Source organism: Vicinamibacteria bacterium, assembly GCA_035570235.1.
Classification (GTDB): Bacteria; Acidobacteriota; Vicinamibacteria; order Fen-336; family Fen-336; genus DATMML01.
The window spans coordinates 1-13,421 of record DATMML010000042.1 but is presented as its reverse complement, the minus strand read 5'-3'; the positions used below and the strand labels follow the sequence as shown (position 1 = coordinate 13,421).

Here is a 13,421-nt window from a genome sequence, read left to right as displayed (position 1 = left end):
TTCATCGACGCGACGAGACCGCGGTGCGAGCGGTTAGCCCTGTCGGGGCCCGGGCCCCAGGTCCACTCCACCGGGCGAACCCGGCTCGAGTGGGGGCTGGGTGGAGAGTCCTTGGGGAGTGCTTCCGGGCGGGAGACCGCCCCCGAGCCAAGCTTTTCCACAGACGTCGCGGAAAAGCTGTGGATCGACGTGCGGGAACCCACGACTGACGGCCCCGAGAGCGGATTGCACAGGGATTCAGCAGAGGGGACGAATGGTCACTCCACGGCGACCTTGCGGGTCTTCCGCCCGGAGGCGGAGGAGGCGGGCGGCCTTTCCATGCGCTCGAGCTGCCACTGGCATAGAACGACAATTCCCTCCAACACCTGACGCCGAAGGCGGCGCGCCCGTTCGCGGTCAAGGCCCGCTTCCTCCAGCATCTCCGAGATCAGGCAGCACGCCTTCTTCGGGCTCGAATCGGCTCGGCTCACGCGTCCTCCTTCCCACCGAAGGCCACCCGCAGCCGCTGCTCGGTGAAGGCGGCGCCCAGCAGCCGGCGCGAGGCCAACGTCCGCGGGAGCATGAGGTGTCGCTTCTGATTGTCCACCTGAACGACGAGCTCGTCACCCCGGGTCCAGACTTGAATCCGGTCCCTCTCGACAAAGGGCAGGCGAATGTAGAGCGCGTAGCCCTTGCCTTCCTTCTTCACCTCCATCGGCCGCTCCTGGTAGAGAACGGCCGTGGGGTCGGTGTCGCCGAACACGCGTCGGGCGAACTCGTCGAGGAGGGCCGCGCCCACCACTTCACGGTCGAACAGGGGGGCCTGGAAGAAGGGGAGGGGGTCGAAGGCCTGGCGGGCAGCCGCGAGGTGCCCGGCCTGGATCCCGAACCAGCGGTCGAAGTAGGGAGAGCGCGCTTGATCCGGCAGCACCCGGTTGGCGATGATGGCGTCCACCGGGAAGCCGAAGAGGTTGAGATAGGTGTAGAGTCGCTGCGACTCGCTGATCACCATCTTCTCGGGGTTGAGAACAATCCGGATCGAACTTCGGCGCGGGTCCTGAAGCAAGGGCCCCATGCCCTCGAGCTGCTGGTACAGCGACTTGACAGCGCCGAAGACCTCGTCGGAGGGGATGGGCATGTCCGTCATGCGCTGGGCCACCGGCCGCACGGTTTGGACGACCTTGCGCTGGATGGGGAAGATGCGCGCGAAGTAGAAGTTCAGGATCTCGGGGATGCCCAGCATGCGGAGGGTGTCTCCGGTGGGGGCGCAGTCGATCACGATCACGTCGTAAGCGCCACTCTCCGCGTAGTCCTTGACTTTGAGCAGGCTGAACAGCTCTTCCATGCCGGGCAGGATGGCGATCTCCTCCGCTACCGCCTCCTCCACACCCCGGAAGGTCATGAAGCGCGTCAGGAACTCGTGGATCACCCCCCAGCGATTTGCGAGCTCATGGTTCACGTCCACCTCCAGCCCCTCTAGCTTGGGAGCGAGGGGGGTAGGGGTGGGGCCAATCTCTTGCTCGAGGGCATCGGCCAGGCTGTGGGCGGCGTCCGTGGAGACGACAAGGGTCCGGTGTCCCAGCCCGGCGGCGCGGAGAGCGGTGGAGGCCGACAGGCTGGTCTTGCCCACGCCCCCCTTGCCCGAGTAGAGGATGATGCGCATCTCTTCTTAATCTTACGAAGATATCCGCCGCCGGGCTCGGCCGTCCGCGGGGGGCTCCCCCAACATCGCGTCACCCATTTCGCGTAGACCCCGCAGGTCGTGGACGTCCTGGTCGAGCTCGGGGACCAGTATCGGGCGCTCTCCCGTATCCACCTCCAGGCGGGCAATGGCCCGGTGCTGGACCCGGGCCACCCCTTGCTGATCGCGGTAGAGTTGGAGCAGGGCCTCGGCGAGCTTCGGGTCGACTCGCGTCGCCCCGCCCGCGTCGGGGGGCCCAGACCCGATCTCCTGCCCGGGATCGGGATGGACCCGGTTCACGATGAAGCCCAGGAACGGCATCCTCTTTTCCCGAAGCCGCTCGTGGAAATAGAGCGCCTCCTCGAGAGCGGGGCGAGTGGGGCCGGCCACCAACACAAACCCCGAGGCCTCGTCCCGCAGCAGGGCGTGCACGCGCGCGGCCCGGTCCTTGAACCCGTCGTACATACCCCCGAAGGCGAGGAAAAACTCCGAGAGATCCCGGAGGAACTGCAGGCCGAGGAAGCGGTCGACCAGCTTGAGGGCCGTGGCCCCCGTTCGGGTGGCCACCTTGATCGTCAACTTACCGGCCACAAAGTAGGGCCTTAGGAACCAGCGCAGGATGCTGGTATCGAGGAAGCTCATGAGCCGGTCGGGAGCCTCGAGGAAGTCTAGGGCGTGCCGGGTGGGGGGCGTGTCCAGCACCACAAGCTGAAAGCGCTTGTCCCCGGACAGTTCCAGGAGCTTCTCCATCGCCATGTACTCGTGGCTACCGGCGAGCGCGGCCGAGATCTGCCGGTAAAAGCGGTTCCCCAGGATGCGGCGCCGGTCGGCCTCGCTGGGCGCGTACGCTTCCACGAGAGCGTCGAATGTGGTCTTGGTGTCGAGAACCATCGCGGAGAGTGAACCCCCGGGCAGGGGGTGGAAACGGGCGAGGTCCAGGGCGCGGGGACGGCCGGAGAGCTGCTGGAGGCCGAGGCTGGTGGCCAACCGCCGGGAGGGGTCGATCGTGCAGACCAGCACGCGGCGGCCACAAAGCGCCGCCCGCAAACCAAGCGCGGCGGCGGTGGTCGTCTTGCCGACGCCCCCCGAGCCGCAGACGACAACGATCCGCCGGGCCTGGAGTTCGCTGGCCAGGGCATCCGCCGGGCTCGCTCCGTGCCGGCCCGTCACGAGACCTCGAGGCGGTCCGCCAGCAGGCGAACCTCGGCCGGACCGAGCTCCTCACACGGTAGGTAGGGCAGGCAGACGAGGGGCAGGTCGAGAGCCTTCCGCAACCGGGTTTGGTAGAAGCGGGTGAGCTTCCGTCGGCGGATGTGCCGCTGGCCAGACCGCAGGGCGGCGGCAAGGCTCACCCTCCCCGCCAGCCGTCCGTGCGCACCCTGAGCGACGAGCCGCCGTACCTCCTTCTCCTGGGCCTCCCCCAGCCTCCTCTCATGGCAAGCGTTCAGAATGACCGCGCTCGTGGCTATGCCGACCTCGCTCGCCACCTGTCGGTGGAACTGCAGCGCCTCCACCACCGCCATCTCCTCGGGCGTGGCCACGATGGCCAGGCCGGTGCGGCGAGGGTCTCGCAAAAGCTGGAGGATGCGCCGGGCATTGTGACCCACGGGGCCGACGGGGATGGCCTCTGACGCGGCCAAAGGAACCTTGAGGAAAGAGAGACCGTGGCCGGTGGCGGGAGCGTCGAGGATGATCAGATCGTAGAGGGGCCGCCGCGACCAGCGGTCGCGAGCCTCTTCCAACACCATGAGCTTCCCGAGCACCATCAGCTCGCGCAAGCCGGGGGCGGCGGAGACGAAGCGGCGGTAGACCGGGTTCTCCAGGATTCGGTGCACCAAGAGCTGGATCTTCACCACCTGCCGGACGTACTCGTCGAGCACACCGCCCGGGTCCAGGTTAACGGTGAAGAGGCCGGGCCTCACTTCGGTGGCCTGCGCGCCTGCGGGCCGTGCGCCTAGGTAGCGAGCCGCCTCCACGGACGCACCCACCTCAACCATGAGCACGCGTTTGGCACGGTCGCACGCGGTCAGAGCCAAGGCCGTGCCCACCGCGCTCTTGCCCACGCCGCCCTTTCCGGAAAGAATCAGGAGACGCTTCGACAGGAGCTCGTCAAGAATCATTTAGGGGAGCCTAACACGCCTCTCCGATCCTCACCGGGCGGTTGCCTGCGGAGCGCAGCCGGCGTTGATCCTGGCCGCGTCTTCCTCCCCTGCTCAGTGGTAACATCCCTCGCCATGAGATCAATCGTGACCGTTTTGCTCGCGGGAAGTCTCGTCGGGACGGCCGTGGCTCAGGAGATCGTGGAGCCCCGAAGCGGAGTGAGATTCGCGCCCAAGATGGGGCCCACATCTCTGCTCGGGATGGGCGTGCGCAGCAAGATGATGGGGAGAGTCAAGGTCTACGCGGCGGGCCTCTATGTGGCCGATTCCGCCCTGGCGGGGCCCCTCGCCGCCTACAAGGGGCAGGCGAATTCACCCGCCTTCTACCAGGCTCTCGTCTCGGGCGACTTCGAGAAGGCGATGGTGCTCAAGTTCGTTCGTGACGTGAGCACGGATCAGGTTCGGGACGCTTTCCGCGACGCGTTGAAGGGCGCCAACGCCGCGAAAGTTGACCTCCTCTTGGGTTACTTCAGCGACACCAAGAACGGGCAGGAGTACGTGTTCCATCTGACCCCCGCGGGCGCGCTGGAGGTCAAGGTGGCGGGCCTCAACAAGGTTCCCATCAAGGACAAGGCCTTTGCGGCCTCGGTGTTCGGCATTTGGCTGGGGGAGAAGCCCATCCAGGACGAGCTAAAGAAGGATCTAATAGCGCGTGCGGGAGAGCTGCTCAAGTAGGTCCGATAGCCGCGCGGTTTACGTGTCGTAGCCGGCGGCGGTTGCTTCTCTCATCGAAAAGGCCGCGCAGAACGCGGGGGCGCCACCGCAGTAGATCGGGATCGAACCCCTGACCCCGTGAATGCCATTTCCATGGTCGGCTCGCTGCGCTAACGAGGCGACCTACCGCGATGAGTCGTCGTTACGCGCGGCGCCATGTCTAGATCCTCCTGCGCCGGGCGGCTCGCGCGTCGTAATCAGGCATGACGATCGAATGCCAAGTAGGCGTGGACCGAGCGAACGGCGGCCGAGCCTTCGCCGACCGCGGCCGCGACTCGTTTGGTCGATCCGGAGCGGACGTCGCCGACGGCGAACAACCCCGGGTGGCTGGCCTCGAAGGGCAGCGGGGGGCGTCCGAGCGTTTCCCAACGCCCATCGAGGTGCTTGCGCTCGAGGGATCGGTCGGTGAGCACGAATCCGTTATCGTCAAGCGCGACGAAGCCCGACAACCAATCCGAGGCGGGGTCAGCGCCGATGAACGAGAACAAGGCGGTGCTGGCGAGCTTTTCCTCGCCATCGGGCCCGCTGACCCGCACTCCGGTCAGAGTTTGGTCACCCTCGAGCGCCACGATCCTGGTGTTTCGCCGGACGACGATCCGCTTGTCGGCTTCGATCCGATCGACGAGGTAGCGAGACATGCTTGCCGCGAGGTCCGGTCCCCGGATCACGAGGGTGACAGCGCTCGCCGCAGTGGCTAGAAACAGCGTGGCCTGTCCAGCGGAGTTGCCGCCCCCGGCGACCACCACAGGCGACCCCGCGCACGACCGGGCCTCCAACTCGGTCGCGGCGTAGTACACGCCACGGGACTCGAACTGCTCGAGCCCGACGGCATCGAGCCTCCGGTAGCGCGCTCCGGTGGCGACGATCACCGCCCGACCCGGGACATCGGCGCCGTCGGATAAGCGGAGTACGAGATGGCCGGCCTCCTCCCGCAGCGATACCGCCGCGCACGGGCTGTTGAGAGATGCGCCGAACTTCTGGGCTTGGACCGTTGCCCGCTGCGTGAGGTCCCCCCCAGAGATGCCAGTCGGGAAGCCCAGGTAGTTTTCAATCCTTGAGCTGGACCCCGCCTGGCCACCGACGGCGACCATCTCGAGGACGAGCGTGCGTAGTCCCTCCGAGGCGCCGTACACTGCTGCCGCGAGCCCAGCCGGACCGGCGCCCACGACGATCAGATCGAAGCAGCGGTCCGGCAGTTTTCCGACCGTCAGCCCGAGGTAGTCGGCTAGAGCACTCGGGGTCGGGCGGCGCAGCACCGCGCCCGTGGCGATCACGACCGGCAAGTCCTGGGGGGCGATATTGAACTCCCGGAGAAGGCGCTCGACTTCTCGGTCAGCGTCCGGGTCCAGCCACTCGTGCGGGATATGACTGCGGACCAGGAACTCGCGAACGCGGCCGAAGTCAGGTGAGAACCGCGATCCAATTAGGCGAATCGCCGAGGCGGCGCCACTCATCAGAATCGCACGGCGAGCGAGGAAAGCGGCCAGGATCTTGTCGCTCAGACTCGCGTCCGTGGCCATCAGTCGCCTGAGCACATCACGCGGAACGGCGATCACTTCGCCGGCCTCGGCAACCCGGGCCGAGACGAACACGCGCTGGCCGGTCAGGAGATTCAACTCGCCAAGGAACCGGTCGGCTCCGTGGCGGGCGATGACGCGTTCCTTACCCTCAGACTTGACGATGATTTCGACGGCGCCGGAAAGGACGACGTAGAAATCGTAACCGGGGTCGCTCTCCCGGTACAGGTACTCGCCCGCCCCGACCGCTCGCCGAACACCGAGCTGCCCCAACGTCGCCAGTTCGGCGCCGCTGAGTTGCGGGAAGGCATCTGTATCGGCAGCCACGGAGCAAGGCCCTACTTTTTGGCTCGAGCGTTCAACAGCGCGACCTGTGCCGCAGAGATGCCCTCGAGGGCGAGTCCGTACGACAACCCCTCCTGGAGCCTGCGACGAAAGCGATTCGAGAGCGCCATCCTCGTGTACCGTAACGTGAGTGGGCTCTGCTTCTTCATGTGCCGTGCCAGTTCCCAGGCACGCGGCAGCAAGGCTTCACGAGAAACGACCTCGTTCACCGCGCCATACTCCTTCGCTTGTGCGGCGCTCAGTTTCTGGCCGCTGAGCAGGAAATAGCGACCGCGAATCTCGCCGATGACTTCGGGCCACACGATATGCAAGCCATCACCTGGGACGATGCCGAATGCGGGATGAGGCGCATCCTCGAAGTAGGCATCTTCGGTGGCAATGACGATGTCGCAGAGCAAGGCATACTCGGAGTGCACCGTCACCGGCCCGTTGATCGCCGCGATCATCGGGACCTGTATGTCGAGAATGTTCTCGAGGAGCTTGGTGCCCTCCCGGAGGATCTTGTCGAATCCAATAGGTGTGAAGAAGTCGAAACCATCGGGAGTGATCTGGGCGCAGAATTCAGTGCCGGTGCCGGTCAGGATGACGACGTGGTTCTCGCGATCATCACCGATGTCGCGGAATGCCCCAACCAGGGCCTCATGCACGTAGCCGTTGAACACAAGAGGCCCGCCTCCCGAATGCAAGGCGACCTCGAGGATTCCATCTTCTCGTTTCATTCTCGCGTTTTCGTATCTGTTGCGATAGCTGTCGAACACAGCCTTACTCCCTTTGTTGGGCTTCCAGTAACCGGTGGCGAACGTTGACCATGAAGGGCCTTGCCCTGGACGCAGATGGATCACTCAGCCGCCAAGGGCGGCCGGACTCGCGTGGCTGCGGGTCGCGAGCCGGGGTCCCCGTCGGTCATCCAGCCGCCGTCTGCTCGAAGCGGTGAACGGCCCCTAGCATAGCCCGATGAACCCGGCCTCGTCCTGCTCGCCGGGCCCAACGCGCCAGCGCCCGCCGTTCCTCTCGAGGTAATCTAATCACTCCTATGACCCGGAGAAACGGGCGGCTCTTGAGGCGTGGGGCCGCCGGCTCGAGGCGATCGTCAGCGGCAAGCCGGCCAAGGGTCGCGTGGTCGAACTGTCGGCTGGCCGGCACCAGGCGAGCAGGAGCTGAATCCAGGCCCTACGCGACTCTCCTCCGTGTCGAGGCGACGATACGGACCTTGATCCCGAGCCGAGCCAGCATGTCGATGAGAGCATCGGCGCTGAAGAGTTCGACGCGGCCGCGGAGCAAGTCGCTGACTCGTGGCTGAGTGATTCCAAGAAGCTTGGCGGCCTGAGCTTGCTTAAAGCTACGGGAGTCGAGCTCCCTTTCGAGCCGGATCATGAGGTCGGCACGCACCAGGAGGTGCTCCGCCTTGTCGGGAGGGAACCCGAGATCCCGAAACACGTTTCCGCTGGAGCGAGTCACTCTAGGCTTTGCCTTCTGCTTCATCGTGGCCTCCGCCTCGTCGCCAGCACCTCACGCAGCCGATCGCGCGCTATGTCAATCTCCGTGGCAGGAGTCTTCCGAGACCGCTTCTCGAAGGCGTGCAAGACGTAGACGCATTCCTCGAAGCGGGCAACGTAGAAGACCCGGTGCTCTTGCCCGGTGCCGATTCGAATCTCTTCGAGACCGGTGCCCACGTTGGGCATCGGCTTCCAGTCGGTGGGCTGAAGCCCCTGCTGGACCCTCCGAAGCTCGAATCCCGCCATGCGTCACGCGTCCTCCGGAAACGCCCTCAGATCGTTCAGCGAGGGTCCAATCCAGCGAATTGGCTTGACCACGCCGATGGATTATACAAAGTCCAGTATACGAGTTCAAGCCAACAAACAGGCGAGGGCTGGGCACCCACCTCGTGGGGTCGCTCCAGAAGCAGAAGCTTTGTCGGGCATCTGGAGATGGGTGCCTGTTCAGTGCCGCGGTTCGGGGGCACGGTCTCCGTGAACAGCTCCTGGTGGACCTGAATCTCAACAAGCCGCGTTTACTGAAGGCACCCGAATGGGCGACACGGTGGTAGGCGTCGCGGCTCCCTACGGACCTACTACCAAGGGCTGAAGTCCTTCCGGTCTTGAGCGGTGGGACTTGAATACGACGGGGCGCCGACGATCGCTGTGCGCTGCTCGTGCGAGACGCGGACGGCCACCATGTCCTTTTGCAGGAACTCGCCGAGATGGATGCCGGCACCGAAGCGCGCGGCGACGAGGTCGTGCCGGCTGTCGTCCTGGGTGACGACGTCGAGCATCACGTCGGGATACTTACGCGTGAAGCGAGCGAGGTGTGGCATGATCGTCATAGAAGCGGCGACGGCGGGGGCGATGAAGCGAATGGTTCCGGCCGGCTCGTTGCGGAGCCGGCCGACCTCGGTGAGGGCAGCCTCGATGTCGCCGAGGGTCGGCTCCAATTGGGCGAGGAGACGCTGGCCGGCCTCGGTCGGCGCGACCGTGCGCGTGGTGCGCGCGAACAGCCGGACGCGAAGAGGCTCCTCGAGCCCGCGGATGGAATGGCTGATTGCGGACGTGCTGACGCCGAGCCGCACTGCCGCTTTGGTGAAGCTGCGCTCGTCGGCCACGACCGCGAAGGCAGCGAGGACGCTCAACTCGTTTTGCGGCATTGTTGAGCTGCATTCACAGCCCTATTCGGCCGTCCCCGTCTGGTCGCCGCCGGTCAGGGGGCGTAAGTTCGATGAGGAGGACGCGGATGAAGAAGCGCAGGCTCGGAAACAGCAACCTCGAAGTCTCCGCCATCGGCCTCGGCTGCATGGGGATGAGCTTCAGCTACGGGCCCCCGAAGGACAGGAAGGAGATGATCGCGCTCCTGCGGGCGGCGGTCGACCGCGGCGTCACCTTCTTCGACACCGCGCAGGTCTACGGCCCCTTCACGAACGAGGAGCTCCTCGGGGAGGCGCTCTCTCCCGTGCGCGACCAGGTGGTCATCGCGACGAAGTTCGCGTTCGGATTCGACGCCGACGGCAAGCCGTCGGGGCTCGACAGCCGTCCCGAGAACATCCGGCGGATGACGGAAGCGTCGCTCAAGCGCCTCCGCACGAACGTGATCGACCTCTACTACCAGCACCGCGTCGATCCGAGCGTGCCTATGGAGGACGCGGCGGGCACGGTGAAGGAGCTGATCCGGCAGGGGAAGGTGAGGCACTTCGGCCTCTCCGAGGCGGGTGTGAAGAACATCCGCCGGGCACACGCCGTCCAGCCCGTCACCGCCCTGCAGAGCGAGTACTCGCTGTGGTGGCGGGAGCCGGAGGAGCAAATCCTCCCCGTGCTCGAGGAGCTGGGCGTCGGCTTCGTGCCCTTCAGTCCCCTGGGCAAAGGCTTCTTGACCGGCAAGATCGACGAGACGACGCAGTTCGACGGCACCGACTTCCGTAACACGGTGCCGCGGCTCTCACCCGAGAACCGCAAGGCCAACCAGGCGATCGTGGACCTCGTGGCCGGAGTGGCGGCGCGCAAGCGTGCGACGCCGGCCCAGATCGCCCTCGCCTGGGTGCTGGCCCGGAAGCCGTGGATCGTGCCCATCCCAGGCACCACCAAGCTCTCGCGCCTCGAGGAAAACCTGGCCGCGGTGGACGTGTCTCTCACCCCCGACGACCTGCGCGAGATCGACGAGGCCACATCGCGCATCGAGATCCACGGCGCGCGCTATTCCGAGGCCTCGCAGCGCATGGTGGACCGATGAAAGCGCAAGTGCTGGTGGCGGTCGCGGTGTCGTCGCTGCTCGGTATTGGAGTGGCGGCGCCGGAAGAGGAGGTTGCCATGTCAGATCAGGACGCCAGGCTCGTCATCACTCGGGCCGAGGGGCAGTCCCCGCGCCAGGGACCGGCCGAGAACTTCACGGGTACCGTGCGCGTCGATCAACCGTTCCAGGCCGCCGCTCCGGGGCGGGCTTCCGGCGCGCGCGTGACGTTCGAAGCGGGAGCGCGCACGGCGTGGCACAGCCATCCGCTCGGCCAATCCCTGATCGTGGCGAGCGGGGTCGGCCGCGTGCAGCGGTGGGGGGATCCCATCGACGAGATCCGTCCCGGTGACGTCGTCTGGATTCCGGCCGACCAGAAGCACTGGCACGGCGCGTCACCCACGGCGGGCATGTCACACATCGCGATCGTCGAGCAGCTCGACGGCAAGAACACGGACTGGATGGAGAAGGTCACCGACGAGCAATACAGCGGTTCCGTTCGCGGGCGGCCGGCCGCCACCGCCGCCTCGCCTTCCGCCGCAGCCGGGCCGCCCACGCCAGCCCAGCGCCTCATCGGCGATTTCTCGCCGAAGCTCATCCAGCTCACCGACGATGTTCTGTTCGGGGACGTGTGGGCGCGCCCGCAGCTGTCCCCTCGCGACCGGAGCCTGGTGACGATCAGCGCGCTCATCGCCATGAACCGCCCCGATCAACTCCGACCGCACCTCGTCCGCGCACGCGACAACGGCGTCACCCAGGAGGAGATCGTCGAGTCGATCACGCACCTCGCTTTCTACGCGGGCTGGCCGAGCGCGATCACCGCCGTCACCGTCGCCAAGGACGTCTTCGAGAGCAAGTGAGAACACGATGAAAGCAACCGTGATGTACGCGGCCGGCGACGTCCGTGTGGAAAGAGTACCCGACCCGAAGCTGGCCCAGCCGACCGACGTCCTCGTGAGGGTGACCAAGGCCTGCATCTGCGGCAGCGACCTGTGGCCCTACCAGTCGATGGAGCGGACCGCGAAAGGGCGGCGCATGGGTCACGAGTTCATCGGCGTCGTCGAGGACGTCGGCAAGGGCGTGCGGACGGTCAAGAGGGGCGTCAGGAGCGGAGCCCGATCACGTTAACCTCCTGATTGCTAAATCAGACCGCTACATCTGTGAGCTCGCCCGCCCCTAGCCGCAAGGACATTCCGCGGAATCGACCGCGGCCGGAACGTGCTAGACTCGTTTCGTGCGTTTGGTCCCTGGCAGTCTTCGGCTGGATGCGTCGCAAAATAGGCTGAAGCCGATGTTGCCAGTGAGATGCCAGCGAAATCGCAAGCCATAAGTAGTTGATATCAATGCGCCCGTAGCTCAACTGGATAGAGCGTCGGCCTCCGGAGCCGAAGGTTATAGGTTCGAGCCCTATCGGGCGTACCAATTAGGCCAACAACTTAGCAAAATCTTCCACGCAAGCCGCCTCCCCGTGGTTCCATTTTGGTTCCGTCATTCTTGAGACTTCTTGGAACACTCTGCAATCTCGTGGACCGGTCAGCGGGGTTGCCGGCCTTCATCCGCCGCCCCCAAAGGGCCCCCCGCAGCATGAGGGGACCTGAGATGTGGTTCGGGACCAAGAGGTCGGAGGTTCGAAAGAAGTTACCGCAACTGAGCCCTCTCCCAGGGTGCTATGCGATGCGTTCGAAGACGGCCTGCACGAGCACACACCGGTGTTCCTCGATGTTCCTGTGGAAGTTCGCAATCATCTCCGGAAACGCCGGGCCGAGCACCAGGTGCAAGCCGAGCGTCGGTGGTCCGGAGGTCCTTGTGTTCGCGATCACGCCTCCGAGCCAGTCCAGGGCGGCGACGGAGACGTCGTTCCACGCGACAAGAGAAAAGCCCGCGTGCAGTACGGCCTTTCGTAGTTCATCACCGGTGACGAGGTAGCTCGACGCTGCATCGCGCGCCCAGGGCACCGGAAAGCGAATGGATTCGCCGCCGGACCCCACGACGTCGTGCAGGGCGAACCTGCCCGTCCGTTTGAGCACTCTCGCGATTCCCTCGTAGAACGTCTCCTTCTCCGAGATGTTCATCGATACGTGTTGCGTCCACACGGCGTCGAAAGACTCCGCCGGGAATGGCAGACGCAGCGCGTCGGCCTGCCGGTAGTCCACTCGATCCTCTAGGCCAGTGTGTCGAGCGAGGAGGGAGGCGACTCGACAGTAGGACTCGCTCAGGTCGACTCCGCTGACTCGGCAACCGAAGTGTGCGGCCAGATAGCGCGACGGCCCGCCTAAGCCGGAGCCGACATCGAGGACACGGGCGTCAGCATTCGGGGCCAGCAGGCGCCCAAGGTCCGCCGTAGCACCGATTCCACCGACGTGGAACTGGTCGAGCGCGGCAAGAATATCCGGCGACGGGGGCTTCGCCTTGTTAAAGCCCGCCGCGCCGAGCACTTCGTCGATCCGGCGGTCGAGATCAGTGCCAACCGAGTAGTGGCGTGCGATCGCCTCGGGTGTCTCCATTGGCTGCTCCGTCACCGAAACTTCTTTGTCATCATCAACGCGTCGTAGTCCACCCCTGCGACCCGCAGAGCGCGCGGCATGACGCCGTACGACTCGAACGCGAATCGCCGATAGAACTTCCAGGCCGGTTGATTCACCACGGCGACATAGAGGTCGACTTGGTCCACCTCGCGCTCCGCGACCTGGAGCACGTGCTGGAACAGCTCGGACGCGAGGCCGGTCCCTCGATGGCCATCGGCGACGTACATATTCCAGACCATCCCCACATGGCGTCGCTTCGGCGTCGGTTGCGCCTGCAGGGTCACGATTCCCACCAATGTTCCGCTCAGGAACGCGCCGTAGCTCGCCTCTCTCTCAAGACGCCTGGCCACTTCATCGAGGCCGCGTGCCGCTTCCTGTTCGTAGTCGGCGGCGAAGGCAGTCGGAACGGATCGCAGCGCCTCGAGAAAGAGGGACTGATACGCGGAGGCCTCAGCCGGCCCAACGCGCCTGATCTGAGCCGCCGTCATGAGGCGTTCTCCATAGCCAAGGACGACAAACGAACAGCATCTGCTACGAGTTGCTCCACCTTGGCGTCCAACCCCCGGGCAACAGAGTCGACCTTTGGCGAGCCGTACTGCGCGAGGGCTCGTGATGCGACGTCGTAGGTAACTGCGAGACGGCCGGGTTCGATTTCGTACACTAAAAGGCGGAGCGGCACGTAGAGCCCGACGCGCGGGGAGTGCTTCGTCATCTCGACAGCAATCAGGGCGTTGCCGAAGACGTAGGTCATCGCCCGCGTGGGCCTACCGCCCAGCACGGTGAGTAC

At 65.5% G+C, this 13,421-nt stretch carries 15 protein-coding genes, 1 tRNA gene and 1 pseudogene; 5 read left to right on the top strand and 12 right to left on the bottom strand.

Annotation, left to right across the window (positions count from 1 at the left end; genetic code table 11):
- Nucleotides 1–257: 257 nt before the first annotated feature.
- Genes VN461_07265 through VN461_07250 form a run of 4 tightly spaced genes read right to left on the bottom strand, consistent with a single transcriptional unit; the run spans nt 258 to nt 3,780 of the window.
- The gene (locus tag VN461_07265; GenBank protein ID HXB54565.1) at nt 258–470 is read right to left on the bottom strand and encodes a hypothetical protein; all 213 of its coding nucleotides are present in this window, start codon (nt 468–470) and stop codon (nt 258–260) included.
- Nucleotides 467–1,642 carry an ArsA family ATPase gene (locus tag VN461_07260; protein ID HXB54564.1) on the bottom strand — a complete coding sequence of 392 codons (1,176 nt, stop codon included), beginning with the start codon at nt 1,640–1,642 and terminating at the stop codon, nt 467–469. Before VN461_07260 ends, VN461_07265 begins: the two co-directional genes overlap by 4 nt.
- A gap of 12 nt (nt 1,643–1,654) precedes the next feature.
- Nucleotides 1,655–2,830: an ArsA-related P-loop ATPase gene (locus tag VN461_07255; GenBank protein HXB54563.1), complete on the bottom strand. Its 1,176-nt coding sequence runs from the start codon at nt 2,828–2,830 to the stop codon at nt 1,655–1,657.
- On the bottom strand, nt 2,827–3,780 hold the full coding sequence (locus tag VN461_07250) for an ArsA family ATPase (GenBank protein HXB54562.1): 954 nt from the start codon (nt 3,778–3,780) through the stop codon (nt 2,827–2,829). Before VN461_07250 ends, VN461_07255 begins: the two co-directional genes overlap by 4 nt.
- A gap of 126 nt (nt 3,781–3,906) precedes the next feature.
- Here VN461_07250 and VN461_07245 point away from each other — a divergent pair, with 126 nt between their 5' ends.
- Nucleotides 3,907–4,494 (top strand): chalcone isomerase family protein, encoded by a 588-nt coding sequence (locus VN461_07245; GenBank protein ID HXB54561.1) that lies wholly within the window; start codon nt 3,907–3,909, stop codon nt 4,492–4,494.
- A gap of 236 nt (nt 4,495–4,730) precedes the next feature.
- Here VN461_07245 and VN461_07240 read toward each other — a convergent pair whose 3' ends face one another.
- The 5 genes from VN461_07240 to VN461_07220 all read right to left on the bottom strand — a co-directional run bounded on the left by VN461_07240 (nt 4,731) and on the right by VN461_07220 (nt 9,036).
- Nucleotides 4,731–6,377, bottom strand: coding sequence for an FAD-dependent oxidoreductase (locus VN461_07240; protein HXB54560.1), 1,647 nt, complete (start codon nt 6,375–6,377; stop codon nt 4,731–4,733).
- 11 nt (nt 6,378–6,388) lie between these two features.
- Nucleotides 6,389–7,153: an enoyl-CoA hydratase/isomerase family protein gene (locus tag VN461_07235; protein ID HXB54559.1), complete on the bottom strand. Its 765-nt coding sequence runs from the start codon at nt 7,151–7,153 to the stop codon at nt 6,389–6,391.
- A 412-nt stretch (nt 7,154–7,565) separates the two neighbouring features.
- Nucleotides 7,566–7,877, bottom strand: a complete 312-nt coding sequence (locus VN461_07230) for a helix-turn-helix transcriptional regulator (GenBank protein ID HXB54558.1) — start codon at nt 7,875–7,877, stop codon at nt 7,566–7,568.
- The gene (locus VN461_07225) at nt 7,874–8,137 is read right to left on the bottom strand and encodes a type II toxin-antitoxin system RelE/ParE family toxin (GenBank protein ID HXB54557.1); all 264 of its coding nucleotides are present in this window, start codon (nt 8,135–8,137) and stop codon (nt 7,874–7,876) included. The genes VN461_07230 and VN461_07225 overlap by 4 nt, the downstream gene beginning before the upstream one ends.
- Before the next feature lie 329 nt (nt 8,138–8,466).
- On the bottom strand, nt 8,467–9,036 hold the full coding sequence (locus VN461_07220; protein ID HXB54556.1) for a LysR family transcriptional regulator: 570 nt from the start codon (nt 9,034–9,036) through the stop codon (nt 8,467–8,469).
- Nucleotides 9,037–9,122: 86 nt separating this feature from the next.
- Between VN461_07220 and VN461_07215 the strand changes: the two genes are divergently transcribed.
- The 4 genes and pseudogenes from VN461_07215 (at nt 9,123) to VN461_07200 (ending at nt 11,531) form a co-directional block, all read left to right on the top strand.
- Entirely contained in the window at nt 9,123–10,112 is a 990-nt protein-coding gene (locus VN461_07215) for an aldo/keto reductase (protein HXB54555.1), read from the top strand.
- On the top strand, nt 10,109–10,969 hold the full coding sequence (locus VN461_07210; GenBank protein HXB54554.1) for a carboxymuconolactone decarboxylase family protein: 861 nt from the start codon (nt 10,109–10,111) through the stop codon (nt 10,967–10,969). Before VN461_07215 ends, VN461_07210 begins: the two co-directional genes overlap by 4 nt.
- 7 nt (nt 10,970–10,976) lie before the next feature.
- Nucleotides 10,977–11,210 (top strand): annotated as a pseudogene (locus tag VN461_07205) (alcohol dehydrogenase catalytic domain-containing protein).
- A 244-nt stretch (nt 11,211–11,454) separates the two neighbouring features.
- Nucleotides 11,455–11,531 (top strand) — tRNA-Arg (locus VN461_07200).
- A 245-nt stretch (nt 11,532–11,776) separates the two neighbouring features.
- On the opposite strand, the gene VN461_07195 is transcribed toward VN461_07200, so the two are convergent.
- The 3 genes from VN461_07195 to VN461_07185 form a co-directional block, all read right to left on the bottom strand.
- Complete coding sequence (locus VN461_07195) at nt 11,777–12,613, bottom strand: methyltransferase domain-containing protein (protein HXB54553.1); 837 nt, start codon at nt 12,611–12,613, stop codon at nt 11,777–11,779.
- An 11-nt stretch (nt 12,614–12,624) separates the two neighbouring features.
- Nucleotides 12,625–13,122 carry a GNAT family N-acetyltransferase gene (locus tag VN461_07190; GenBank protein ID HXB54552.1) on the bottom strand — a complete coding sequence of 166 codons (498 nt, stop codon included), beginning with the start codon at nt 13,120–13,122 and terminating at the stop codon, nt 12,625–12,627.
- A partial coding sequence (locus tag VN461_07185) for a DUF302 domain-containing protein (GenBank protein HXB54551.1) occupies nt 13,119–13,421 on the bottom strand: 303 nt, incomplete at its 5' end. The genes VN461_07185 and VN461_07190, both read right to left, overlap by 4 nt.